The following is a 24,920-nucleotide window of genomic DNA, read 5'->3' as shown; positions in this document are numbered from 1 at the left end:
GACCCGCCCGCCAGAACCCTCAACACCCCTTACGGCTCACTTCTTCCTGACAGGGGCGAGGATATCGAAGGGCAGGTCGTTCTTCTGTTCCGACGGGGTCCGTGCATAGGTTTCGGTGTCCGGGATCTCCGGAACCGCGAATTCATCCTTGGCGTAGGCCGCGGCCTGCTTCGGCGGCTGGATGTCCATCGTTTTCAGCAACTGCCCGGTTGCCGCCAGAAGTCGGTATTGGGCAAAGAGGGATGCGTAGGACGCGGTGTCCGCCAGCGTTGCTGTGTTGAACCGCGTATTCTGCGCATCCAGCACATCGAGCAGCGAGCGCTGTCCGACCTTGAACTGCTCGCGATAAGAGGCAACCAGCTTCTCGTTGGAAGCGGCTTGCAGCTTCAGGGTCTTTGCCAGGTCGGCTTGCCGGAAGCGGCGATCCCACGACGTGCGAACGGCTTCTTCGATCTCCCGCAGAACCTGATGCAGCCCAAGCCGCTGTTCGCTGGCGCGGCGGATCTGCTCCTGCTCATTAGCTTTGTCGATGCCGCCCCGATACAGGTTCCACCGCAGCACTACCCGTGCCTGCAGATCGGACGTGTCTCCATTGTCGCCGTCAATGTCGTATCCGGCCCGGGCAACGCCTTCGGCGACGACCGACGGGCCGTATTTCGCCCGAGCGGCGTCAACCTGCGAGCCCGCGGCGGCGATATCGCTATTGGCCATGTGGACGCGCGGGTTGTTCTCCCGCGCAATGCCCAGCGCGTCGTCCAGGGACCTTGGCAGTGCAGAGGAAACGTCGCCTGGCCGCGATGCATTGGTCAGCGGTTTCCCGACGGTCTTGAAGAAGCGTATTCTCGAGGCCTCGAGTTCCTCGGAAGCCTCCTGCATGCGGGCCTTGGCCGCAAACAAGCGCTCCTCGGCCTGTTGCCGGTCTGCTTCGTTCAATCCGCCGCCTGCTATGCCTTCCCTGATGTCGTGGAGAATCGCTTGGTGAAAGCCCAGATTCTTCTTTGCCTCGGCCACGATCGAGGCCTGAAGCATGTATTCCAGGTAATCCTGGACGACGGACAGCCCGATGAACTCAGATCGCTCCAGCACGCGGAATGAGGCGCCATCCACTCGCGAGGCTTGACGGTTGAGTTCGGCTCGCCTTGCGCCACTATCATAAAGCGTTTGCGAAACCGTCAGATCGGTCTCCGCGGGATAAAGCGCATCGTGCTCGATGGAGAGCGCGCGGCGGGAGGAGTTGTCCAGGCGGCGAGCACCAGCGGATGCCTCCAGGTCGACGCTTGGAAGATAGAGCCCTTTTGCTTGCCGCAGTTCGAACTCGATGGCCTCGCGGTTTTCGATGGCCTGGCCGATTTCCGGGTTGGATTCCACCGCGACCGCCATGGCTTCCTTGAGTGTCAGCGCATGCGCGCCCCAGCAGCTCAGCATGGTAGCCGTCATCAAGAGACCAACGCCCATGACCTTGGTCGACAGACCTGTCGTCTTCATTTTCCCACCCACGTTTCCCCGCGCTTTTTAAGAGCGCCCCAGCCGGGCTTGGCGCCTGACCTTGCCACTATCTTGCAAATTAACGTGCGCGTTTCATTATTAAGCTGTGACTAAATCATAGAATTTAGGCAGACGGTCAAAAAATGTAGCAAAAATAGCACACATTTGGGACGCCGGCGGGATCAAATGCCGGTGTCGAAACTTGAAGTCCCGAGACAAGATATTGAGATGGGCAACAGCAAGCCTGTTCTGGCATATGCCGATGAGTACGCATGTCCGCAAACAAAGTTGCTCTCGCGGAGGCAATAAGGCGCCTTCAACAGCTCGGGTGCAGAAGGATTTGGTCCGGCCCACCCAGATTGACGACATGTTCTGGTCGCGCTTTCATCCGCTGTGGTTTGCGAGATCGCTGACGCACTGCCGAGCGTGACACTTCTTGGTTAAGTCTAGGCTGCAGAGTGTTTGGATCAGGGCTTATTCGGTGCGCGCTTGGGTCTCGAATGGACCGTCTGCGCTTGGCTGGGGCGCCAGGATTCGAACCTGGGAATGTCGGTACCAAAAACCGATGCCTTACCACTTGGCGACGCCCCAATAGCCGTCAGAGTCGCTGTGCGGCGCGTTATTAGCAGAGCAGCCGAAAAGCACAATGCTTATGAATGACCGCGAAGACGCTCGGCTGACCAGCGGTGCAATCGGCGCTAGGTGATCCACAAGCGGACTAGTGGGACCACACAGCCAGCTCGTTGCCGGCTGGATCGACGAAGTGGAAGCGTCGGCCGCCGGGGAATGAGAATATCCGCCTGACGATCGTTCCGCCGGCGCTTTCGACGGCGCGAAGGGTTTCCTCCAGATTGTCACTGTAAAGCACGGGCAACGGCTTGGCCGGTGCTTCCGCGGCATCGGCCTGAAACCCGCCATCCAGGCCCTCGGCGAAGGCCGAATAGGTCGGCCCATAATCGGTGAAAGACCAGGCGAAGGCGGCGCTGTAGAAGGCTTTCAACCGATCACACGTGCCGCCGGTCGCCGGCATTTCCAGATAGTCCAGTTTTCCAGGCTGTTTCATGGCGCACCTCTTGTTCCCTTTTTGTTCTAGACGTCGAGCCGTGAGGTGGCAAGTCTTTTTGCCACAGGCCCGGGCGGAGTTTTTTCTTAATCGATTGTAGCGGCCGAACGGCTTGCCGACGCCTTGCCTTTCGCACTGCAGCATCATATCGCTCCAAAGTCGGGCACGGATGGAACTTTGCGTTTCGCCAATCTTTCCAATCTCCTGCAACCGGAGAGCAAGCATGACCAAATGGGTTTTCACCTTTGGCGATGGTGCGGCGGAAGGCCGTGCCAGCGACAAGAATCTGCTGGGCGGGAAGGGCGCCAACCTGGCTGAGATGTGCAGCCTGGGGCTGCCAGTACCGCCGGGCTTTACGATCACCACCGAGGTCTGCAATGCCTATTATGCCAACGGTCGCACCTACCCGGCGGGATTGGAGGCTGATGTCGCAGTCGCCCTCGACCATATCGGCCGGCTGACCGGCCGCCGGTTCGGCGACCCGTCGAAACTGCTCCTGGTTTCGGTGCGTTCCGGCGCCCGGGCGTCGATGCCCGGCATGATGGACACCGTGCTCAATCTCGGATTGAACGACGAGACAGTCGAGGCGCTGGCCGCCGATTCCGGCGATGCGCGCTTTGCCTATGACAGCTACCGCCGTTTCATCCAGATGTATTCCGATGTCGTCATGGGCCTCGATCACGAGGTGTTCGAGGAAATCCTGGAAGACCAGAAAGCCAGCCTCGGCCACGAGCTCGACACAGAACTGACGGCGATCGAATGGCAAGGCGTCATCGCGCTCTATAAGGCCAAGGTCGAGGAGGAACTCGGCAGGCCGTTCCCGCAGGATCCGCACGAGCAACTCTGGGGCGCGATCGGCGCGGTGTTTTCAAGCTGGATGAACAACCGGGCCATCACCTACCGGCGTCTGCACGATATCCCAGAAAGCTGGGGCACGGCGGTCAATGTACAGGCCATGGTGTTTGGCAATATGGGCGAGACCTCGGCCACCGGCGTTGCCTTCACCCGCAACCCCTCGACCGGTGAAAAAATGCTTTATGGAGAGTTCCTGGTGAATGCGCAGGGCGAGGATGTCGTCGCCGGCATCCGCACGCCGCAGAACATTACCGAGGCGGCGCGCATCGCGGCCGGTTCCGACAAGCCTTCGCTGCAGAAGCTGATGCCGGATGCCTTCCAGTCCTTCGTCACCATCTCCGATAGCCTGGAAAAGCACTACCGCGACATGCAGGATCTCGAATTCACCATCGAGCGCGGCAAATTGTGGATGCTGCAGACCCGGTCCGGCAAGCGGACCGCCAAGGCGGCGCTCAGGATCGCGGTTGAAATGGCAAGGGACGGCCTGATCACGAAGCAAGAAGCCGTCGCACGCATCGATCCTGCTTCTCTTGACCAATTGCTCCACCCGACCATCGACCCGAAGGCCGCACGAGACATCATCGGCGTCGGGCTGCCGGCGTCTCCGGGGGCTGCCACCGGCGAGATCGTCTTTTCTTCCGGCGATGCCGAGGATCTGAAGACGCAGGGGCGCAAGGCGATCCTGGTGCGTATCGAGACCAGTCCGGAAGATATCCATGGCATGCATGCGGCCGAAGGCATCCTGACCACGCGCGGCGGCATGACCAGCCACGCCGCGGTCGTCGCGCGCGGCATGGGCAAGCCTTGCGTGTCCGGAGCCGGCTCGCTGCGCGTCGACTACAAGGCAGGCACGCTGGTCTCGATGGGGCAGACCTTCCGCAAGGGCGACATCATCACCATCGACGGGGGCAACGGCCAGGTGCTCAAGGGCGCCGTGGCGATGCTGCAGCCGGAATTGTCCGGCGATTTCGCCGCCATCATGGAATGGGCGGACGCGGTACGCCGCATGAAGGTGCGCACCAATGCCGAAACGCCGCTCGATGCCCGCATGGCGCGCTCCTTCGGCGCCGAGGGCATCGGGCTATGCCGCACCGAGCACATGTTCTTCGACGGCGCCCGCATCGTCGCCATGCGCGAGATGATCCTGGCCGACACCGAGAAGGATCGCCGCGCGGCGCTGGCCAAGCTTCTGCCCATGCAGCGCTCGGATTTCCTGGAGCTGTTCGAGATCATGGCCGGCCTGCCGGTGACGATCCGCCTGCTCGATCCGCCGCTGCACGAATTCCTGCCCAAGACCGAAGCGGAAGTCGCCGAAGTCGCGGCCGCCATGAACGTGTCGGCAGACAAGCTCAGGCAGCGCACCGAGGCCCTGCACGAATTCAACCCGATGCTAGGCCATCGCGGCTGCCGGCTCGCCGTCTCCTACCCCGAGATTGCCGAGATGCAGGCGCGCGCCATTTTCGAGGCGGCAGTCGAGGCCGGCAAGAAAGCCGGCGCGCTGGTCGTCCCCGAGATCATGGTGCCGCTGGTCGGTCTGGCGAAGGAACTCGATTTTGTGAAGGCACGCATCGACGCCGTCGCCAAGAGCGTCATGGACGAGAGCGGCGTCAACATCGATTACCTGACTGGGACCATGATTGAGCTTCCCCGCGCGGCGATCCGCGCCCATGTCATTGCCGAGTCGGCCGAGTTCTTCTCCTTCGGCACCAACGACCTCACCCAGACCACCTTCGGCATCTCGCGCGACGATGCCGCCTCCTTCCTGGAGACGTATCGCCAGAAAGGCATCATCGAGCAGGATCCGTTCGTTTCGCTCGACATTGAGGGCGTCGGCGAACTGGTGCGCATGGCGGCGCAGAAGGGCAGGGCGACGCGACCCGACATCAAGCTCGGCATCTGCGGCGAACATGGCGGCGATCCCTCGTCGATCCGCTTCTGCGAGGAGGTCGGGCTCGACTATGTCTCCTGCTCGCCCTACCGCGTGCCGATCGCCAGACTGGCAGCGGCGCAGGCCGCGGTGCAGACAACGACCACGGGGCGTGGATAGACCGGTCCGAGCTTACGGTTTTGTATGAAAACTCACGCGAACGTGCTAGAGGTAGCGCGCAATCTCGCCATTGTTTCTGACCAATTTCGTGATGATCGCCAAACGTCTCCGGAAACATATGTTGCAGATTTCACCCGCTCCGTTCCGCTCGATCCTGATCATTCAAACGAAGTTCATAGGCGATATCGTCCTCGCTTCGACCCTCGCCAGGAACCTTCGGCTCGAATTCCCCGGTGCCAGGATCGTGTTCCTCTGCGAAGCGCACTTGGAGAGCTTCGTGATTGCGCATGGCATCGCTTCGGAGGTGGTTCCGTTCAGGCGGGCTCGCGCGCGGGGCACCCCGCTGGAGCGCGGAAAAGAGCTCTACGCAACGGTGAAGGCGCTGCGCGGCTTCTGCTTCGATTTGACGATCGACCTGACCGATTCGAAGACCTCTCGGCTTATCAGCGGCTTGGTCAACGCAAAGACGCGCGTCGGCTACAATCCCCCGGAAAGGCCGCTGAAGCTGCTGGAGCGGCAGCCCGCCAATGTGTTTGCCAAACCATTCGGGTTTGGCGGCCAGCATTTTGTTTATCGCTATCTCTCCCCTCTTGAAGCGCTCGGCATCGATCTGCGGGTGACGGTACCGGGCCTCCAGCCGCCGCCATTCGAGGCCGCGAAAGCCTTGGCGCTTCTGGGCACGCACCACATCCGTCCGAACGCCTTCGTCGCTGTCCACGCAGGCGCGAGTTTCAAGGGCCGGCAGTGGCAGCCGGAACGGTTTGCCGAGGCGATTGACCAGATTGCGGCCGAAACCGGACTGGGCATCGTCCTGGTGGGAGGGCCGGGCGAAGGTGAAACCGCCGCGCGGATCGTTGCCGAGACGGCGACGCCGGTGGTGGACCTGGTCGGAGCGCTGTCGCTCGAGACCCTACTGGCCGTCCTGGAACAGGCTCGGCTGTTTCTGGGCAATGAAAGCGGGCCGATGCATATGGCCGCTGCCGCCGGCACCCCGGTTGTCGGCCTTTTCGGCCTGACGCATCCGTCACGCTGGGGACCTGTCGGCGTGCCCAGCATCGCGCTTCGGCCGTCAATGCCATGTGACTGCGTGGCCAAGGATTTGTGTCGCCGAACCGATCCCAGCAAGGCGTGCTGCGTTTGGCGCCTGGAGGTGAAGCCGGTTGTCGAAGCGGCGCGCGAAATTCTCGCGCGCACCGAGCTGAAAAATGAACGCGCTGTCTGAGGGCGATGGAACGGCAAGACTGTCGCTGAACGGCTCGTCGACCAAGTGGGAGGTCAAATTGCCGCGCCAGGCGTTTTTCTGCTATCCCTCGTCCGATTTCCGCCTTCATGCGGGTCTTGGGATGTCGGCTTGAAACCGCCGGTCGGGAACTTGGTTCGATGCATTTGCCGCAAAAACATCTCTGCATAATCGCCATGTCGGTGGCGCTGATATCCAGCGCCCATGCCACGCCGCTGGTCGAACCCACGCTGCACATCAAGCCGGCTGCAAGCGGAACCGGTCGCGTTGCACTCACGCTCGATGCCTGCGGCGGCAAGACCGACACGCGCATTCTCTCGGCGTTGGTGGACAACAAGATACCGGCTACCATTTTCGTCACCGGCATCTGGCTGAAGCGCAACGCCGAGGCCGTCGCGATCATGCGGGCGCATACCGACCTGTTCGAACTGGAAAATCACGGTGGCCGGCATATCCCAGCGATCGACACGCCACAGAAGATCTATGGCATACGCAGCGCCGGCAGCCCGGAAGCAGTCCTTGCCGAAGTCGAATCGGGGGCCGCGGCTCTGGCCACGACCGGCGAACCGGCGCCGAAATGGTTCCGTGGCGCAACAGCCGAATACAGTCCCTCGGCCATTGCCATGATCCGCAAACTCGGCTTCAAGATTGCCGGCTTCTCGATCAATGGCGACGGTGGCTCGCTGCTCGGCGCCAAGGAAACGGCCAGGCGCATCGCCGCCGCCAAGGACGGTGATGTCATCATCTCCCACATCAATCAGCCGACCCATGCCGCCGGCGAGGGCGTGGTTCAGGGCCTGCTGGCGCTCAAGGACAAGGGCATGACCTTCGTGCGCCTCGACGATGCCGACGGAACGGGTAATCACGGCACCACCGACTAAGGGCCGGCATCACCCGAATATCAATGCCCCTGAGTGTCTTCAAGCCGAAGCGTTCAGTCCGGCTTGGCCTCGATGCTGACCTTGCTGGCGTAGAACGCGCCGTGGTCGCGGATGTCGGTCATCTCGTCGAAGGGCTGCCGATAGGCCCACATCGCGTCCTTGCCCGCTTCGCCCGCCGGCAGCACGCTCCAATAGCTGGCATCACCCTTGTAGGGGCAGTGCGTCGCGTGATCCGTTCGGCTGAGCTTGTCAAAATCGATGTCGGCGAACGGAATGTAGAAGGCGGCGGGGTAGGGGGCCTCCGTCAGCACTTTCGCCTTGGCGGAAGAAGCGATGACCGTACTACCGGCGCGGATTGTGACGGTGCCGGAATAGGGCTCTATCGTAATGATCTTGTCGGGATTGCGCTGGAAGCCGGGTGCCGGGTTGGCGATCTTGTCCATGCTGGTTCTCCTTGCCCCGACCTTAGGTGTGGTGGGCGACCGGATAGAACAAGGCCCGTGGTCACAAACAAGCAGACACCAAGCGCCCGTGCGTGGCGCAAGACTGGCCTTGGCGTGGCAGCGGAAAATCAGGCAGCGGTTTTGAAGGCGTCCATCAGCCCGGCATACGCGGCCGCGATGCCCGCCACCGGGTTGCTGCTTCTCGAGATCGTCTCGACCTTCAGCGCCCCTCCGACGGTTGGCAAGGTGAGCAGAAGGAACTGGCGATTGCCGCCATCACCGACGGATGCCGCCGCGACGTGCTGGCCTTCGCCTTCGTTCTGGACGCACATCTTGAACAGCAGTGTGCCGCCGACCGCTTCGAGCGCGCCGCCGACAACTTCGACGAACTCGTCTTCGGAAACGGTCTTTTCGTCCGGCACCAGATCGGCCAGGCTTTCGGCAAGCGTACTCTCGAGAACCTTATCGTCGAGCGCGTCCATGCGAACCTCTTTCAGTCGCCAATCGCACCCCTTTGCCCGTTAACGAAGCTTAACACCGACGATGGCCGGATTATGGCACTTTTTGCTGTTGGTCCGATCACGAGGAGTTTGCGCCGATGGAATCTATTGAAGCTCTTGCCATTCGATCGGCGGCAGGGACCCCCAAATTTCAGGAGCGCTCCAGCAGCGACCAGACGGCCGGCACGAGGCTGGCCGCGAGCGCGACCTTGATGAGATCGCCGACGATGAACGGCACGACGCCGAACTGCCAGGATTTTTCCGGACCGATGAGCATTGCCAGCCAGGCAAAACCCATCGCCATCATCACCCCTTCGGCAACCAGCATGGCGTTGAAAAGCTTGATCGGATGACGGTCCCAGCCGCGGTCGGCGGCCCAGCCGACAATCGCCGCCATGACCACGAAGCCGGCGAGATAGCCGCCGGTCGAGCCGAGCATGTAGGCAATGCCGATGCCTTTTTCCGGCGTGCCCTGGAAGACCGGGAAGCCCATGGCGCCTTCCGCCATGTAGAGCAGCAGGGTGGCGACGCCGAGCCGCATGCCGAAGGCGGCGGCGATCAGCAGGACGGCAAGCGTCTGCATCGAGAGGTCGACAGGCCCGAGCATCACCTTGGTCTTGGCCGAAAGAGTCAGGAGCAGCGTCCCGGCGATCGCCAGCAAAAACTGCGTTGCAAGTCGCGCGGCACCTTCCTGCGGCAAGGCCAGGAAAACAAGCGGGCGCGTCGTCGTTGCGGTTGTCATGGTCTTCCCCAATTCAATCTTGCCGCGAACCAGAAATCGCGGTCTTGCATTTTCCTATATTGGCTTGCGTGCTATGCGGCAATCTGTTTTGCCGTTCCGGGAACAAAGCGCCGACATGGCTCTCAAATTCGATACCAGCTTCGACCCTGCTTACGGCCGAGGTGTAAGCGTGGCCCCCGACGTGCAACGCGTCACGGCCCCTAATCCCAGTCCCTTCACTTTCCATGGCACCAACAGCTACGTCGTGGGCCACGATACGCTGGCGGTGATCGATCCGGGGCCCGATGACGAGGCGCATCTTCAGACCTTGCTCGACGTGATCGCGGGCCGGCCGGTGAGCCACATTTTCGTCAGCCACACGCATCGCGACCATTCTCCGCTGGCGGCCCGGTTGAAGGAGCGCACCGGCGCCCAAGTGCTGGCGGAGGGACCGCACCGGCCGGCGAGGCCCTTGCACATTGGCGAAACCAACGCGCTCGACGCCAGCGCCGACACCGCTTTCATTCCCGACATCGCCTTGGCGGACGGCGAGCTGGTCAGCGGCGACGGCTGGGCGATCCGGACCGTCCTGACGCCCGGCCATACCGCCAACCATGCCGCATTCGCGCTGGAAGGCACCGGCATCCTGTTTTCAGCCGATCACGTCATGGGCTGGGCAACCTCGATCGTCGCGCCGCCGGACGGGGCAATGGCCGACTACATGGCATCGCTGGACCGCCTGATCGAGCGCGGCGACCGGCTACTGCTGCCTGGCCATGGAGGACCGGTGACGGCGCCGCGCGCTTTCATGCGCGGGCTGAAGACCCATCGCAAGATGCGCGAACGAGCCATATTGGAACGGATCAGGGCCGGCGACAGGACAATCCCCGACATGGTCAAGGCGATCTACAGGGATGCCGACCCCCGGCTGCACGGCGCCGCCGGCCTGTCGGTGCTTGCCCATCTGGAGGACCTGGTGGCGCGCGGCGTGGTGGCGACGAACGCCGCTCCCGCCATAGATGGCATTTTCACGCCTGGCCGATAGCCCTGCCGCCGCCCACCCGTTCACCAATCATCGTCGCGGCGCGCGATTTGCTCGAAAAATGGCTATTGTGCCGGCGCCGCGCCGATCTGGCCGGCGACTTCCTGATCGAGCTCCGTGAGGAATTCAGTGATGCGCGCGGCATTGTCGCCAAGGTCATGGCGGCCGTAACGCGAGGCGGAGCGCATGTCGACGATGACCGTGTCGCCGTCATCCGTGACGCGAATGGCGACGTCGGCGGGAAGGCCAAGAACGAAACTCGAGGCGACGGCGGTGATTGTCACCTCCGTCTGTCCGGCGAGTTCGGGATAAGGCTCCGAAAGGTCCCAGCCGCGCCGGTCGAGCACGGTTTCAACGGCATTGACGACGGTCTCGAACGGCAGGTCGTAGCTGCGTGCGGTGACCAATGGATAGCTGTCCGTCTGCAACGTCTGCTCACCCGGCGTCGACGGGGACACTGCGTTCATGTCCTTGGTCCGGTCGCTGACATCGAGCGCGGGCGGTTCATCGAAATCGGTCGAAATGTCCCGCAGCGGCGGATAGATCGTCGCCCAGTAGGCGGCAACGCCGTACGGGGTGAGCACCAGCAGCGCCAGCAAGGCGCCGACGGTGAGATCACGGCCACCACGGTCACCGAAATTCCACAGCCTCGCAAAGGCCAGGCCGGCAAACAGCAGCGCCAGCGCCGCCAGCAGGGCAGCAATGCCCAGCACCCACAGGAAGACCGGCGTTTGGACGAGGCCGAGCCTATGGCCGACAAAGTTCGTCAGCAAAAGCACCGCCGAAAAGGCGCCCGTGCCCCGCGACCAGCCGGCAGCTTTCGACGTTTGCCGTTCGGGAATGCTAACCATTATTCTCTACGCTGCCCCAACCCGGATGGAGGTTTAGTGCCTTTTTGCGGAAACACGCAACATCCTCTCAATCCGTCGGCAAGCGATAGTCCCTGAACTGCTGACGCAAGGTGATCTTCTGGATCTTGCCTGTGGCGGTATGCGGTATCTCACCGACGAAAGCGACGTCGTCCGGCATCCACCATTTGGCCACCTTGCCATCCATGAAATCGAGAATCCCGGCCTTGGTCGGTTCCTTGCCCGGCTTGGCAACGACGACCAGCAGAGGCCGCTCGCCCCATTTCGAATGCTTGACGCCGATGGCCGCGGCTTCCGCCACATCGGGATGGCCAACGGCCAGATTCTCCAGGTCGATGGTCGAAATCCATTCGCCGCCGGACTTGATGACGTCCTTGGCACGGTCGGTGATCTGCATGTAGCCGCCGGCATCGACATGGGCGACGTCTCCAGTGTCGAACCAGCCGTCCACGTCGAACTGCTCCGCGCCCGCACCGCCATAATAGGCGCGGGCGACGGCCGGCCCGCGCACCTTCAGCCGGCCGAACGTTTTGCCGTCCCAAGGCTGCGGATTGTTCTCGTCGTCGGTCACCTTCATTTCGACGCCGAAAGGCGGGTAACCCTGCTTGCTCTGGACGTCGAGCCGAGCCTCGCCTTCTAGGCCGGCATAGTCCGGCTTCAAGGTGCACAGCGTGCCGAGCGGCGACATTTCGGTCATGCCCCAGGCATGGATGACCTGGACACCGTAATCGTCCTGGAATTTCGTCATGATCGCGCGCGGGCACGACGAGCCGCCGATCACCACCTTGCCCAGATGGGGAAGCGTCTTGCCAGTCTCCTCCAGATATTGCAGCAGCATCATCCACACGGTCGGCACGGCGGCGCTGAACGTCACCTTTTCCTGATCGAGCAATTCATAGATCGAGGCGCCGTCCATCTTGCAGCCGGGCATGACCAGCTTGGCGCCGATCATCGGGCCGCTCTGGCCAAGACCCCAGGCATTGGCGTGGAACATCGGCACCACCGGCAGAATCGTGTCGCGCGATGACAGGCCCATGGCGTCGGGCATGGCCGCGATCATGGCGTGCAGCACGTTCGAGCGATGACTGTAGACGACGCCCTTGGGATCGCCCGTCGTGCCCGACGTGTAGCACATGCCGGCGGCGGTGCCTTCGTCGAAGCTCCTCCAGGCGAAATCGCCATCGACCTCTCCGAGCCACTCCTCATAGGCGACGGCGTCGGGCAGGGTCGTTTGCGGCATGTGCGCCTTGTCGGTGAGCACGATTACCTTCTTCAGCGATTTGACGGCACCGGCAATCTTCTCGAGCAACGGGATGAAGGTGAGGTCGACGAAGACGGCCTTGTCCTCGGCGTGGTTCATGATCCAGACGATCTGTTCGGGAAACAGGCGCGGATTGAGGGTGTGGTAGATAGCACCGATGCCCATGATGCCGTACCAGGCCTCGATGTGGCGGGCGGTGTTCCAGGCCAGCGTCGCGATGCGGTCGCCCAAGGCAAAACCGTCGCGCTCCAGGCGCTGGGCGACCTTGAGGGAACGACGATGAAGGTCGGCATAGGTGGTGCGCACGATCGGCCCCTCGATCGAACGCGACACGATCTCCCGCGCACCATGCTGCCGCTCGGCGTTGTCGATCAGCTTGTGGCACAGCAGCGGCCATTCCTGCATCAGTCCCAGCATGCCGGGTTCCTCCATCACGCTTTTCACGGTGCGCTTTTGATCGCATTGTGAAGCGAACCGGGGAATTGTCCAGCGTCCACAAGCGCAGCGGGCGAAAGTCGGAGTTCGAACCTGTATCGGCAAACGGTTGAATCCGGACGGCTTTTTGATTTCGCTTGGCTGCATCGGGCCCGGACCGGCCATCGATGGCGATCTGGCCAGGCGGTTGGCCGATTTGGCATGGGCGCTTGGTCGGCACCAAAGACATCACCTCTATATATCGGCTGAGGGTTCGGCAGGTTTCTCAAGGATTGGAGAATAAGCCGGGACATTAGCCGCGGCTTTTAAATTGCAATGCAGCAATGCTGCCGATCAGAACTTCTGCCAACTATTCCCGCTAAATAGATGCTTGCTGGTGAGGTCGCACTGGCGTAGCTCTTGATCTTCGACTGAGTCGAATCGCCAATGGTGAGGGGTCCGGTTCGCTTTGCGAAGGAACGGCCTGCCAAGTGTAGTGGCGATTGCCGACACGGGCACCTTTCGGGGGAAGGGGAAGAAGTTGAATGTCGCAACATCAACGATTGTCGGAAGCCGGCACTTCCTGTTCAGAATTCGTTTTCAACTCATCGGCGGACTGACATTCGCGATCATCGCGCCAGCACTGATCCGGATAGCATCCTATCCGGACGCGATCTATTCGGCCAATCTGCAGATAACGGTCGCGGCTGCCATCATTGCGCATGTTACCGGCTTTCTTGCCTATCGCCGCATTGGCAATTTTCCGGGCGTGGCCGCGGCCAGCTATATCCTGCCGACATTCGTCCTGTCCTACGGTGTTGTTTTCTTGACGATTTTCTTTTTCCGCTTCGAGTATAGCCGGTTTCAGGCCGCCGCCAGCTTCACGCAGTCCACGCTCTGGTATTTCGGCCTGAGCCTCATGACCCGGCGTCTTGAGCCGTACCGGCTGGCCGTCATTCCCGGCGGCAATGTCGAGCGCCTCAGGGCCCTGCCGGGCGTGCACTGGTTCTGGCTCAAGTCGCCCGGCACCGTTATCGAAAGAGTTAACGGCGTTGTTGTCGATTTGCGTGCGGACCTCGGCGCCGAATGGGAGCGCTACATCGCCGACCGGGCGCTGTCGGGCACGCCCGTCTATCACGTCAAGCAGGTCAGCGAATCGTTGACCGGTCGTGTCGAGATCGAACATCTGTCGGAGAACACGCTCGGCTCGCTCAATCCGAACCAGGCTTATCTCAAGATCAAGCAGGCCATCGACTGGACCTCCGCGCTTGTCCTTGTCGTGGTTCTTTGTCCCGTTCTGCTGCTGGTCGCCCTATCGATCCGGCTGGACTCGGAAGGCCCCGTGCTGTTTCGCCAACCCCGCATGGGCTACCGGGGCAGGATCTGCACCGTCTACAAATTTCGTTCGATGAGGCAGCAGACCGGCTCCGGCAGCGACAAGGACAAGGCGATCACCAAACGGGATGACGATCGCATCACGCGGGTCGGGAGCTTCCTGCGCAAGTTCAGGATCGACGAGCTGCCGCAGGCCATCAACATCCTGCGCGGTGAGATGAGCTGGATCGGGCCACGGCCGGAAGCTGTCGTGCTGTCGCAATGGTATGAGGCGGAGTTGCCGTTCTACCGGTACCGGCACATCGTCAGGCCGGGCGTGAGCGGGTGGGCACAAGTAAATCAGGGCCATGTCGCAGCGGTCGGCGATGTCATGGAAAAATTGCACTATGATTTTTACTACATAAAGAACTTCTCACCTTGGTTGGACGTGCTGATCGTTCTCAGGACCATAAAAACGATGTTCACCGGTTTTGGTGCGCGATAGCCAAATCAGGGCCTGAATCCGATCGCACGTGCAGGAAGCAATGGATCTCGCCTCAAGGAAAATAGCTGTCATCGGACTTGGCTATGTCGGTCTGCCGCTGGCTGTGGCCTTCGGGGCGACCAGGGATGTGATCGGCTTCGACATCAACCCGTCGCGCGTGGAGGCACTGAAGCGCGGCGAGGACCATACGTTAGAAGCCAGCGAGGAGGAAATCGCCGCCGCCAGAGGGCTGAAGTTCACCAGCGAGAAAGCCGATCTGCACGACTGCGGAATTTTCATCGTTACCGTGCCCACGCCGATCGACCGGGCCAACAGGCCGGACCTGAAGCCTCTCGTCATGGCGTCGACGACGGTCGGCGAGGTCATATCCCCGGGCGCGGTGGTGATCTTTGAATCCACCGTCTATCCCGGCTGCACGCAGGAAGTCTGCGCACCGCTGATCGAGAAACATTCCGGGCTGCGTTACAACAGCGATTTCTTCCTCGGCTACAGTCCAGAGCGCATCAACCCCGGCGATCGCGAGCACCGGCTGCAGACGATCGTCAAGGTCACCAGCGGTTCCACGCCAGAGGCGGCGGAGGCCATCGACGCGCTCTATGCCTCGATCGTGCCGGCGGGTACGCATCGTGCCTCCAGCATTGCCGTGGCCGAGGCCGCCAAGGTCATCGAGAACACGCAGCGCGACTTGAACATCGCCCTGATGAACGAGCTGTCGCTGATCTTCGGCAAGCTGGGCATCGACACGTCGGAGGTGCTGGAGGCGGCCGGCACCAAATGGAATTTCCTGCGCTTCACGCCGGGCCTCGTCGGCGGGCACTGCATCGGCGTCGATCCTTATTATCTCACCCACAAGGCCCAGGAACTCGGCTATCATCCCGAGGTGATTCTCGCTGGCCGCCGCATCAATGACGGCATGGGCCAGCATGCGGCGGACCAGACGGCCCGCCTGATGATGCGCAAGGGCATACCTGTCGTTGGCAGCCGGATTCTGGTCATGGGTGCGGCCTTCAAGGAAAACTGTCCGGACTTGAGGAATTCCAAGGTCGTCGACGTCGTCGCGCAACTGAGGCAGTACAATGCCGGCATCGATATCTGGGACCCTTGGGTCGACGCGCAGGAATGCGCACGCGCTTTCGGCACGGCGAGCGTGAAGGAGATGCCCGCCGCGCGCTATGACGGCGTCATCGTCGCTGTCGGACACGCGCAGTTCCGCAGCTTGGGCGTTGCGGGGCTGAAGTCGCTTTGCAAGGACCCCAGTGTAATCTACGACATCAAGGGGCTGTTCCCTAGGGACGTTACGGACGGGCGCTTCTGATGAAGGTATTGGTCACCGGCGCTGCCGGCTTCATAGGCTATCATGTCGCCAGGCGGCTCCTGGAGCGCGGTGACGAGGTTGTCGGCATCGACAGCATCAACGATTACTACGACCCGCAAATCAAGCAGGCGCGGCTGCGGCTGCTGGACGAGGCGAGCCGCAAGACCAATGCCGGCTATCATTTCATCCACGGCGATCTCGCCGACAGGGGCGTGGTCGACGGCTGCTTTGCCGACCATGCCTTCGACCGGGTGATCCATCTCGCCGCCCAGGCCGGCGTGCGCTACAGCCTGGAAAACCCGCGCGCCTATGTCGAGAGCAACATTATCGCCTACACCAACATGCTCGAGGCCTGCCGCGGCAGCCGTGTCGCGCACCTGACCTATGCCAGCACCTCGAGCGTCTACGGCGCCAACACCGACATGCCGTTTTCCGAGCATCGGCCGGCCGACCATCCGCTGCAGTTCTACGCCGCCACCAAGCGTGCCAACGAACTGATGGCGCACAGCTACAGCCACCTGTTTGGCCTGCCGACCACGGGGCTGCGCTTCTTCACCGTGTACGGTCCCTGGGGCCGCCCTGACATGGCGCTGTTCCTGTTCACCAGGAACATCCTGGCCGGTGAGCCGATCAAGCTGTTCAACAACGGCAACCACACGCGCGACTTCACCTATGTCGAGGACATCGCCGAGGGCGTGATCCGTACCAGCGACAGCCCCGCCGCGGCCAACCCGGCCTGGGATTCCGGCCGTCCGGATCCGGCGACCAGCAGCGCGCCCTGGCGCATCTTCAACATCGGCAACAACAACCCGGTGAAGCTGACCGCCTATGTCGAGGCGCTGGAAAACGCGCTCGGCCGCAAGGCGGTGATCGAGCTGCTGCCGCTGCAGGCCGGCGACGTGCCCGACACTTTCGCCGACACTTCGGCGCTGCAGGCGGCGGTCGGCTATCGCCCCCGCACCTCCGTCACCGAGGGGGTGGGGCGGTTCGTCGAGTGGTACCAGGATTATTTTGGGCGGGGATAGCGCGAACCGATAAGGAGGCAGTGTCGTTGCTGAGGGGGTTTGTACGCGCGAACGTGGCGGTCTCTGAATATCTTGACAGGGCCTTGCCGCCACGCCTTCGCGCGGACGGCAATAGCACGTTTGCGACCGAAATCGCGCCGGCGCTGCTGTCTCCGGACACATTGGTCTACGATCTGGGTGGAGGCGCAAGACCGCTCGTCAGCCTGCCGCAGAAGCGGTGCCTCGGGCTCGTCGTGGTCGGGCTTGATCTCGCCGCCGAGGAACTGTCCAAGGCCCCCGATGGACTCTATGACGAGCAGATCGAGGCGGACCTTACCGTGTTCAAGGGAAGGCAGGACGCTGATCTGGTCATATGCCAGGCGACCCTGGAACATGTTCGCGATGGAGAGGGCGCGCTTCGCGGCATCGCCAGTTGCGTCAAGCCGGGCGGTTTGGTTGCCATTTTCTCGCCGTCACGCAATGCCGTTTTCGCCAGGTTGAACCTGATTTTGCCAGAGAGGATCAAGCGGCGGCTGCTGTTTGCCATCTATCCCGACAAAGGCAGGGGTCATGACGGATTTCCGGCTTTCTATGACAAATGCCTGCCAAGCGAGGTGGAAAGGATCGCGGAGCAAAATGGGTTGGAGCTTGTCCAGCGGCGCCTGTTCTGGAGAAGTTCATACTTCTATTCCTTCGTGCCGGCTTTCCTCGCCTGGCGCCTCTGGCTTGGCATCACCGCTCTCTTGCTCGGCAAGGATGCGGCGGAGACCTATGCCTATGTCTTTCGGCGAAAACAGTGATCCGTCGAAGATATTCTCCGCCGGTCCTGGCCCGTTTCCGGTTGCGCCTGCTTTCCGACGGGAGAGCTAGAGCCGAACGAGGCGGTATGGCGGCGACCGGGCTTCGAACCGGATGAAGCGAACGAGGAAAGATAGAAAGTCGCCGGGCGGTCCGGATGCCCGGATCGCCGTCTTCATCCCCTCGCTGCGGGCAGGTGGCACCGAGCGCGCGATGCTTACCCTGGCCCGGGAATTCGATCGGCGCGGGCTGGTGACGCATCTGGTACTTGGATGTGCGATAGGTGAATATCTTCCCTTGGTTCCCGACACGATAAGGATAGTGGATCTGCAGGCGTCTCGCATGCTGTTTTCCCTGTCCGGCCTTATTCGCTACGTCAAGGCGGAGCAGCCGCGGGTGATGCTGGCGGCGCTGCCTCACGCGAACATCCTGGCAATAGTGTCGTCCTTCCTGTCACGGCAAGGGGTGCGTACGGTCATATCCGAGAGAAGCAACCTGTCCAGGACCCTTGCGGATACGAAACTGATCCGTGAGAGATTTCTGCCGTTCCTCATGCGAATGACATACGGTTATGCCGACAGGATAATAGCCGTCTCACATGGCGTTGCGGACGATCTGATCAGGCGCATCGGGCTCGACCCGAATTCTGTCGAAGTGATCCACAACCCGTTGGATATAGAACACATTCAGGCACAGGCCAGCGCGCCCATCGATCATCCGTTCGCGGACGAGGACGGCAGGTCCCTGCTGGTCGCCGTCGGTCGCCTCGATTTCGCAAAGGACCATGCCACTCTGATTAGCAGCTTTTCACAGGTCGTAAGGAAACGACCCGTCAAACTGGCGATTGTGGGGGAAGGGCCGCTGCGCGCGTCGCTGCAGACGATGATCGATGAACTGGAGTTGCGTTCCTCGGTCGCCCTGGTCGGCTTTTCGAAAAATCCGTATCCGTGGATGCACCGCGCCGCGCTGTTTCTCCATTCGTCGCGAAGGGAGGGCTTTCCCAATACGATTATCGAAGCCATGGCCTGCGGAGCCAGGGTGGTGAGCACGAATTGCGAAAGCGGCCCAGCGGAAATCCTGGAGGACGGCAAGTGGGGGCGGCTTGTCGCGGTGGGCGACGTGCAAGCCTTCGCGGCCGCGATATTGGCCGGCCTCGATGACATCAGCCCACCCGATGTCAGACGTCGAGCCCAAGATTTCAGTGTCGAAAAAGTGGCTGACGCGTATCTGCTCGCGATGGGTATGGGCTTGGCGAGCGCCACCCGAAAGGAGCTCCCGGATTAAAGTCCTGCATGTCATCACCGGGCTGCACAATGGCGGTGCTGAGGCGGCTTTGTTCCGTCTCTGCATGGCCGAGCACACTCATTCGCACGCCGTGGTCTCGCTTTCCGACGAAGGAAAATATGGCCCGCTGCTTCGGGAGGCGGGGGTGCCCCTGACCTGTCTGTCGATGCCGAAGGGAAGGCTAAGCCTCGGCGGGCTGGCGGCATTTCGGCGTGTCTTGTCAGCCCATCCGCCTGATATCGTCCAGTGCTGGATGTACCACGCAAATCTGGTTGGAGGCGTCCTGTCTCGGCTTGCGGGTATCCGGCTGGTGGTTTGGGGAATGCACAATTCCGGTCTGGATCCGCTTGTCGCCCCCTTGGCCACGCGGATGGCGGACCGGGCCTGCGCGCTCATATCCCGGGTGGTCCCGACCCAGATCGTGAGCTGTTCGCAACAGGCATCACGGCGCCATATCAGCGCGGGTTACTCGGCTTCGAACTGGACGATAATTCCGAACGGTTATGATCTGGCTGTCTTCGAGCCGGATGAGAGGGCGCGCAGTCGGCTGCGCCGGGCCTGGTCGATAGAGGAAGGCCAATTCGTCATCGGAAGCGTCGCCCGCTGGCATCCCGACAAGGATCACAGGAATCTCGCCGCTGCCTTGGCCAAGCTGTCGGCGCGCGCCGAGTTCCCTTTCAAATGTATTCTCGCCGGCCCCGGAATCTCTCCTGAAAATACCGACCTTGCCGGACTGCTGGACCGTTACGGCGTTCGCGACAAGGTGATGCTGCTTGGTCCGAGCGACGGTGTCGCCGCTCTCATGAGTGCGTTCGACATCCATGTCCTTGCCTCGAGGCGCGAGGCATTCCCTAACGTCGTCGCCGAAGCCATGGCGTGCGGTACGCCTTGCGTAGCGACGGATGTCGGCGATATCGGCATGATTGTCGGCAACACCGGATGTGTTGTTCCGAGCCAGGATCCCGACGCGCTTTCTCGCGCCATTACAAACATGGCTCTGGAAAACCGTGACTCGCCATCCTGGGAGACAAGACAGCAGGCATGCCGCAACCGCGTCGCTTCCGATTTTTCAGTTGAGCGGATGGCAAGGGCATACAGCGCGCTATGGGAGAGATTGTCTGCCAAGGGCTAGCGCACGGAAAACGACCAGGAACAGACAATTATATGTTAAGCTTGCGAGTCATCAGGCAGACGGTGGGGATTGTCATGTTGGAAACCGACAAGCTGTTCGCGGGCTCAATTCCGGAAAACTACGACCGCTACATGGTGCCTTTGATCTTTGAGCCGTTCGCTGCGGATATCGCGCGGCGAGCAGCGGCCCTATCGCCCGGCGCGGTCCTGGAAATCGCCGCGGGCACCGGGGTCGTCACCCGCGCATTGGCGCCAAGACTGTCGCCCGACGCAAGCTATGTCGTGACCGACCTAAACCTGCCGATGCTCGACTACGCTGCTTCGCGACAAACTCCTGATAGCCGCATCGAGTGGCGCCAAGCGGATGCGATGGCGCTGCCATTTGAAGATGCGGCCTTCGATCTTGTCTGTTGTCAGTTCGGTGCGATGTTCTTTCCGAACCGCACGTCTGCTTATCGCGAAGCCAGGCGGGTCCTGAAGCCCGGCGGACGGTTTTTGTTCAATGTATGGGATCGCATCGAGGAGAATGTGTTCGCCGATGACGTGACCAACGCTCTGGCACGGATCTTTCCCGACGATCCCCCGCGCTTCCTGGCACGCACGCCGCACGGCTATCACGACAAGGTGCTGATCCGTCGCGACCTAGAGGATGCAGGCTTCTCTCGAGTGGTGATCGAGACGAGAGCCGAACAGAGCCGCGCATCCTCGCCACGCCTTCCGGCCGTTGCCTACTGTCAAGGCACTGTTCTTCGCACCGAAATCGAGGCCAGGGAAGCTGGAAAACTGGAAGCTGCAACCGATTACGCGGCATCCGCCATCGCAGACCGACACGGCAGCGGTGAAGTCGCCGCCAAAATTCAGGCCCATGTAATCATGGCCGAGGTCTAGGTGTCGGCAGGCCCGTTCCGCACGACATGTCGCCCGCCGTACCGCACTCGGATGGCATTCGGAGGGCCGCAGACACCAGCCGGATTTGTGAGCCGCCGGGCGTGAGGATATTGGGAGCTAGGCAATAGGGTGAAGGCGCGGGACGTCAGAAGAGATTACCTGGTTTCACCCTTTGCGCTTACGCCGCAAATGCTTTTGCTTATATCGAGCCTACTTTATTTTGTTCCATTTCTTGCCGGCGGCTTTCAGTACGTTGACGTTGGCGGAAGGAAGTATGATTTTACATATGATTTGGGCACGGGGTATGCCATCGCCGTTTCCATGGTTTGCATCGCCGCAGCGATGGTTGGCTTCGTTCCGAGACGCCAGAGTTTCGAAATTGAGGGAGATAGCCAAGGAGAGTCGTTGATAATAATCGCGATGATCATTATTTTCGGCGGAATTTCGATTGCGAACCCGGCACTTTTCTCCGCGTCTAAGGCGGATGTTTTATCGTCAACTGGTCGGTTTCAGTATATATTTTACAATGCTTGTATCATCGGCGTGGTCTTTGGGGCTCTGTCTGGATGGAGGAAATCCAGGCTTGTTATGGCCCTGAGCTGGCTAGGACTAATTTTAACGCTCTATATTGGGCATAGATCCTCAGTTGCGATAACTATCCTATCTTTACTGTATGTAAGATACAGGAATGTTCCGTTGATGATGATAAGAAAACGGTATGTCATTGGCGGGCTTTCAGCATTATTGTTTCTGGCAGTGTACAAGTCTGTCTACTCCGCGGTGAAGGCGGGGAATTTCGAGCTTGTCGGCCAAAAAATAAAGTTCGACCATTTGTCAGATTCCACCCTTGTCGGGTTGGAGCAGTTCGTGACATTGGCTCATTTGGACCTTGTCGTAAAATATAACTACACCTTGCCTTGTTCCAATCTCTGGTTGGTGCCGCTTTCTTTCATTCCATTTTCGGATGCGGTCTTCGGCAAGGATGGCTGTACTTACAACGAGCAGGTCCAGCCGCTGCTTTTTCCGGGCTACAGTGGCGGTGTGGCGGCAAATATCTGGGCGGAGTTCTATGCAAATTTCGGATACGCCGGATTTCCGCTGCTCGTCATTATTCTTTCCCTGGTCTGTGTCGCCATCGAAGCAATAATCCGCAACGTGCGCAGCGCGACGCTCAAGTCTGGTCTGATCGTGGCGATCATCCACCTCACATTCTACATCCAGCGCAAGGAACTGCTCGGCGCGTTCATCTCCGCCAAGCGGGTCATCCTTGTGTCGCTTTTCATATTCGGGCTGGTGTATGTCCATCGAAAGTGCTTCCCGCAAGCGCCTGCGATGGAAGCGGGAGTGCGGGACCTGCGCCGGGACCATGGCTGAGGACATGACGGCGATAGCCAAACCTTCTGGATGGATACGCGCGCGCAGGGTCGCTCGGGACGTCACCATGACCACATCCTCAAGTGGAGTGGCGGCTTTGTGTTCCGTCATCGCGTTGGCGCTCAATGCACGCTCGCTCGGCCCCGGAGATTTTGGCACCCTCGCCGTAATCCAGGCCTATGTCACGTTCATCTCCGGCCTCGCTACGTTTGAGAGTTGGCAGCCTGTCATCAGGCTGTCCGCCAGGTCCCGCTCGCGCCTTGGCCGGGCAGCTTCATGCGGGATCGCGCTCGACGTTTCGGCGGCCGTTGTCGCCACTGCGGTGGCGGTTGGTGGGGTCCTGCTGTTTGGGGAGTCGATCGGCGTATCCCACCAGGATCGGCTTCTGGCGCTGATCTATAGTCTCACCTTGCTGGCCAGCCTCGCGGGCACCCCCAAAGGCGTGCTTCGCCTGAATGGGCGGTACGACGTCATTGCCGGCAATCAACTCGCCCAGGGGGCTGCCGTGGTTGTTGCCTCGCTCGTCCTTTGGGCCATCGAAGCGCCTCTGATCGCCTATGTGGCTGTGTTGGCGGCGATCGGTGCGCTCTACAATCTGGCGCTGTTCGTCCGGCTGCTTGTCTATGCCCGACGCGAGAACATCAAACTATTCAATCCGCTTCGTTCCCGTTCCAGGCGGCGTTTCTTTTGGACATTCCTTGTCATGGCCACTGGGACCAGTGTGCTGTCGACCCTGGTGAGTGCTAGACGACATGTAGCCTTGTTCCTTGTCGCCGGTCTTTTAGGAGATGTTGCCGCCGGCGCCTATTCCGTGGCGTCGCGTCTGGCGACGATGATGTCCCGGCTGACTGGGCCCTTGAACCAGGTGATCTTTCCCGAACTCGCGAGACTGTCCAACGAAGAATCTCCGTCCCGCCTAAACAGGCTGAACGCCCGCATCACGATGGTCTCGGCATGTGTCGCCGCGGGCATGGCGGCGGGCGGTGTCGTGCTGCAAAAATTCATCGTGGTTCTGGCCGCCGGTTCGGTCTATGCCGATGCCTCGCTGCTTTTCGCTATCTTGTTCGCGGCCGAGTGTCTCGGCCTGGCCGGAATGCATTTCAATCCTTTGATCCAGGTTCTGGCCGGAACAAAACCGCTTCTCAAGATCATGGTCTCGGCATTCATCGTCTACCTGCCGCTTTCGTTCGTCCTGTCGGGCTGGATCGGAATTCCGGGTATCGCCTGGGCCGGTCTGATCGCATCGGCGCTGGTCTACACGGCAATGATGGTGGTTTCGCAATTATTGCTGAAAAAGCAGATCCGAATCACGGAAAACATCCCAGGTCTGACAGTTTGAGATACTTGTTTTGCCTACCAAGATACCACACCAATGTTGTGCCTTGGGTGCGCATACTGACCTCGGCCGGGCATCATGTTGCAATCGACGTCGTCGAAACAGGGGCAACGGAGAATTACACACTTGTTTCTCCCAATGTAGTGGCACCATCGGCGCTGTCACGAAGAGTTATGCACATGGGTCCGAGCGATATCCCAAACTCGCCCTTTTCCTTTCCCGGTCTTGTTTCCTACTGGAGACATCTTCGGGTCGAGAATCCCGATGTGGTGATCGTGCGCGGCGTGACGCGATGGTTCTGCAGGGTCGCCGCGTTGTGTGCGATTTTGCAAGGCCGCAAGCTGGTTATCTACGATCAGGAGAATGTCAGGCCTCAGGCATGGAGCGGCACATGGATCCGCAGAGCTGTCTTTCGGCAACTCGGGATTGCGCACTTCACGTCACGGCTCCCGTCGAATCCTGGCTCCGTCGGTGCGGGAGGCGCCATGCCCCTGCCATTCGGAAATCCCTTCGAGCCGATCCGGATCAGAGCGCTGCGAGGCAGGCCGTTGCATTCGCCGCCCCGAATCCTGATGGTGGCAAAATACCGGGAGCGAAAGGGGCACAGTTTGCTTCTGAGGGCACTGGCGGTGATCTCGGCGTCCACACCATTCTCCATAACGTTGTGCGGCGAGGAGGCGACGCATTCCGACGCGGCTTTTTGTGAGGCCTTGCGGCAAGAGGCCCAAGCGCTTGGACTGGCGGACAGACTTCGGTTTCAAAACAACATAGCTCATGACAGGATGATCTCGATCTATGCCAGCCATGATCTCTTGATATTGCCTTCGCGTACGGAACCTGCCGCGGTATCTCCCGTCGAGGCCGCCTGGGCGGGATGTGCCGTATTGATGTCGCGCGACAGCGGCACGAGGCATTACCTCCCTCCGGGGTCCGGGTTCGACTTTGACCCAGACGACCCGCAAGACATCGCTCGCGCGGTTGCCGGGCTTATTGCCCGGCCCGAGGACCTGCGGCTTGCAAGGGATGCATGTTTCATGCGCATTTCTTCAGTTGCGGATGATGACATGATCTTGCGGTTGTTCGAGACTTTTGGGACTGGAACCGGGCGGACGCGCGCGTCGATGAGCTGAAGGACATCCGGAGGGGCGGG

Annotated in this window: 22 protein-coding genes and 1 tRNA gene; 15 read left to right on the top strand and 8 right to left on the bottom strand. The window is 61.0% G+C overall.

Going from position 1 to position 24,920, the window contains the following annotated elements:
• Positions 1-36: 36 nt before the first annotated feature.
• The 3 genes from FJ950_RS22615 to FJ950_RS22605 form a co-directional block, all read right to left on the bottom strand.
• Positions 37-1,485, bottom strand: coding sequence for a TolC family protein (locus FJ950_RS22615; protein ID WP_015318755.1), 1,449 nt, complete (start codon positions 1,483-1,485; stop codon positions 37-39).
• Between the two features lie 516 nt (positions 1,486-2,001).
• Positions 2,002-2,076, bottom strand: a tRNA-Gln gene (locus tag FJ950_RS22610).
• Between the two features lie 127 nt (positions 2,077-2,203).
• Positions 2,204-2,548: a VOC family protein gene (locus tag FJ950_RS22605; RefSeq protein ID WP_140618736.1), complete on the bottom strand. Its 345-nt coding sequence runs from the start codon at positions 2,546-2,548 to the stop codon at positions 2,204-2,206.
• 223 nt (positions 2,549-2,771) lie between these two features.
• Between FJ950_RS22605 and ppdK the strand changes: the two genes are divergently transcribed.
• The 4 genes from ppdK to FJ950_RS22590 all read left to right on the top strand — a co-directional run bounded on the left by ppdK (position 2,772) and on the right by FJ950_RS22590 (position 7,571).
• On the top strand, positions 2,772-5,450 hold the full coding sequence (gene ppdK, locus FJ950_RS22600) for a pyruvate, phosphate dikinase (protein WP_140618710.1): 2,679 nt from the start codon (positions 2,772-2,774) through the stop codon (positions 5,448-5,450).
• Positions 5,451-5,715: 265 nt separating this feature from the next.
• Entirely contained in the window at positions 5,716-6,672 is a 957-nt protein-coding gene (locus FJ950_RS22595; RefSeq protein WP_246681365.1) for a glycosyltransferase family 9 protein, read from the top strand.
• Complete coding sequence (locus FJ950_RS29580) at positions 6,656-6,805, top strand: hypothetical protein (RefSeq protein WP_015318751.1); 150 nt, start codon at positions 6,656-6,658, stop codon at positions 6,803-6,805. The genes FJ950_RS22595 and FJ950_RS29580 overlap by 17 nt, the downstream gene beginning before the upstream one ends.
• Positions 6,806-6,830: 25 nt before the next feature.
• Positions 6,831-7,571 (top strand): polysaccharide deacetylase family protein, encoded by a 741-nt coding sequence (locus FJ950_RS22590; protein ID WP_140618707.1) that lies wholly within the window; start codon positions 6,831-6,833, stop codon positions 7,569-7,571.
• Positions 7,572-7,624: 53 nt separating this feature from the next.
• Here FJ950_RS22590 and FJ950_RS22585 read toward each other — a convergent pair whose 3' ends face one another.
• The 3 genes from FJ950_RS22585 to FJ950_RS22575 form a co-directional block, all read right to left on the bottom strand.
• Complete coding sequence (locus FJ950_RS22585) at positions 7,625-8,014, bottom strand: DUF427 domain-containing protein (protein ID WP_015318749.1); 390 nt, start codon at positions 8,012-8,014, stop codon at positions 7,625-7,627.
• Between the two features lie 128 nt (positions 8,015-8,142).
• Entirely contained in the window at positions 8,143-8,496 is a 354-nt protein-coding gene (locus tag FJ950_RS22580; RefSeq protein ID WP_015318748.1) for a hypothetical protein, read from the bottom strand.
• Between the two features lie 169 nt (positions 8,497-8,665).
• A complete protein-coding gene (locus tag FJ950_RS22575; protein WP_140618706.1) occupies positions 8,666-9,256 on the bottom strand; it encodes a biotin transporter BioY in 591 nt (196 codons plus the stop codon).
• A 115-nt stretch (positions 9,257-9,371) separates the two neighbouring features.
• Here FJ950_RS22575 and FJ950_RS22570 point away from each other — a divergent pair, with 115 nt between their 5' ends.
• The gene (locus FJ950_RS22570; RefSeq protein WP_140618704.1) at positions 9,372-10,280 is read left to right on the top strand and encodes an MBL fold metallo-hydrolase; all 909 of its coding nucleotides are present in this window, start codon (positions 9,372-9,374) and stop codon (positions 10,278-10,280) included.
• Between the two features lie 62 nt (positions 10,281-10,342).
• Here FJ950_RS22570 and FJ950_RS22565 read toward each other — a convergent pair whose 3' ends face one another.
• Both FJ950_RS22565 and FJ950_RS22560 read right to left on the bottom strand, forming a co-directional pair.
• Complete coding sequence (locus FJ950_RS22565; protein ID WP_140618702.1) at positions 10,343-11,128, bottom strand: DUF1499 domain-containing protein; 786 nt, start codon at positions 11,126-11,128, stop codon at positions 10,343-10,345.
• A gap of 67 nt (positions 11,129-11,195) precedes the next feature.
• Positions 11,196-12,824, bottom strand: a complete 1,629-nt coding sequence (locus FJ950_RS22560) for a fatty-acid--CoA ligase (RefSeq protein ID WP_140618701.1) — start codon at positions 12,822-12,824, stop codon at positions 11,196-11,198.
• 538 nt (positions 12,825-13,362) lie between these two features.
• Between FJ950_RS22560 and FJ950_RS22555 the strand changes: the two genes are divergently transcribed.
• The 10 genes from FJ950_RS22555 (at position 13,363) to FJ950_RS22510 (ending at position 24,900) form a co-directional block, all read left to right on the top strand.
• On the top strand, positions 13,363-14,640 hold the full coding sequence (locus FJ950_RS22555) for a sugar transferase (RefSeq protein ID WP_246681364.1): 1,278 nt from the start codon (positions 13,363-13,365) through the stop codon (positions 14,638-14,640).
• Between the two features lie 40 nt (positions 14,641-14,680).
• A complete protein-coding gene (locus FJ950_RS22550; RefSeq protein WP_015318742.1) occupies positions 14,681-15,955 on the top strand; it encodes a nucleotide sugar dehydrogenase in 1,275 nt (424 codons plus the stop codon).
• Positions 15,955-16,980: an NAD-dependent epimerase gene (locus tag FJ950_RS22545; RefSeq protein WP_140618697.1), complete on the top strand. Its 1,026-nt coding sequence runs from the start codon at positions 15,955-15,957 to the stop codon at positions 16,978-16,980. Before FJ950_RS22550 ends, FJ950_RS22545 begins: the two co-directional genes overlap by 1 nt.
• An 83-nt stretch (positions 16,981-17,063) precedes the next feature.
• The gene (locus FJ950_RS22540) at positions 17,064-17,759 is read left to right on the top strand and encodes a methyltransferase domain-containing protein (protein WP_181171112.1); all 696 of its coding nucleotides are present in this window, start codon (positions 17,064-17,066) and stop codon (positions 17,757-17,759) included.
• Positions 17,760-17,871: 112 nt separating this feature from the next.
• On the top strand, positions 17,872-19,041 hold the full coding sequence (locus FJ950_RS22535; protein ID WP_140618693.1) for a glycosyltransferase: 1,170 nt from the start codon (positions 17,872-17,874) through the stop codon (positions 19,039-19,041).
• Entirely contained in the window at positions 18,932-20,173 is a 1,242-nt protein-coding gene (locus tag FJ950_RS22530) for a glycosyltransferase (RefSeq protein ID WP_140618691.1), read from the top strand. Before FJ950_RS22535 ends, FJ950_RS22530 begins: the two co-directional genes overlap by 110 nt.
• Before the next feature lie 74 nt (positions 20,174-20,247).
• Positions 20,248-21,060, top strand: a complete 813-nt coding sequence (locus tag FJ950_RS22525) for a class I SAM-dependent methyltransferase (RefSeq protein WP_140618689.1) — start codon at positions 20,248-20,250, stop codon at positions 21,058-21,060.
• Between the two features lie 129 nt (positions 21,061-21,189).
• Positions 21,190-22,434 carry an oligosaccharide repeat unit polymerase gene (locus FJ950_RS22520; RefSeq protein ID WP_140618687.1) on the top strand — a complete coding sequence of 415 codons (1,245 nt, stop codon included), beginning with the start codon at positions 21,190-21,192 and terminating at the stop codon, positions 22,432-22,434.
• Positions 22,358-23,773, top strand: a complete 1,416-nt coding sequence (locus FJ950_RS22515; protein WP_140618685.1) for a lipopolysaccharide biosynthesis protein — start codon at positions 22,358-22,360, stop codon at positions 23,771-23,773. The genes FJ950_RS22520 and FJ950_RS22515 overlap by 77 nt, the downstream gene beginning before the upstream one ends.
• Positions 23,774-23,820: 47 nt before the next feature.
• Complete coding sequence (locus FJ950_RS22510; RefSeq protein WP_181171388.1) at positions 23,821-24,900, top strand: glycosyltransferase family 4 protein; 1,080 nt, start codon at positions 23,821-23,823, stop codon at positions 24,898-24,900.
• Positions 24,901-24,920 lie beyond the last annotated feature (20 nt).

This window comes from Mesorhizobium sp. B2-3-14 (assembly GCF_006442175.1).
In the GTDB taxonomy this organism is placed as follows: Bacteria; Pseudomonadota; Alphaproteobacteria; order Rhizobiales; family Rhizobiaceae; genus Mesorhizobium; species Mesorhizobium australicum.
This window is presented reverse-complemented; position numbering and strand designations above follow the sequence as displayed.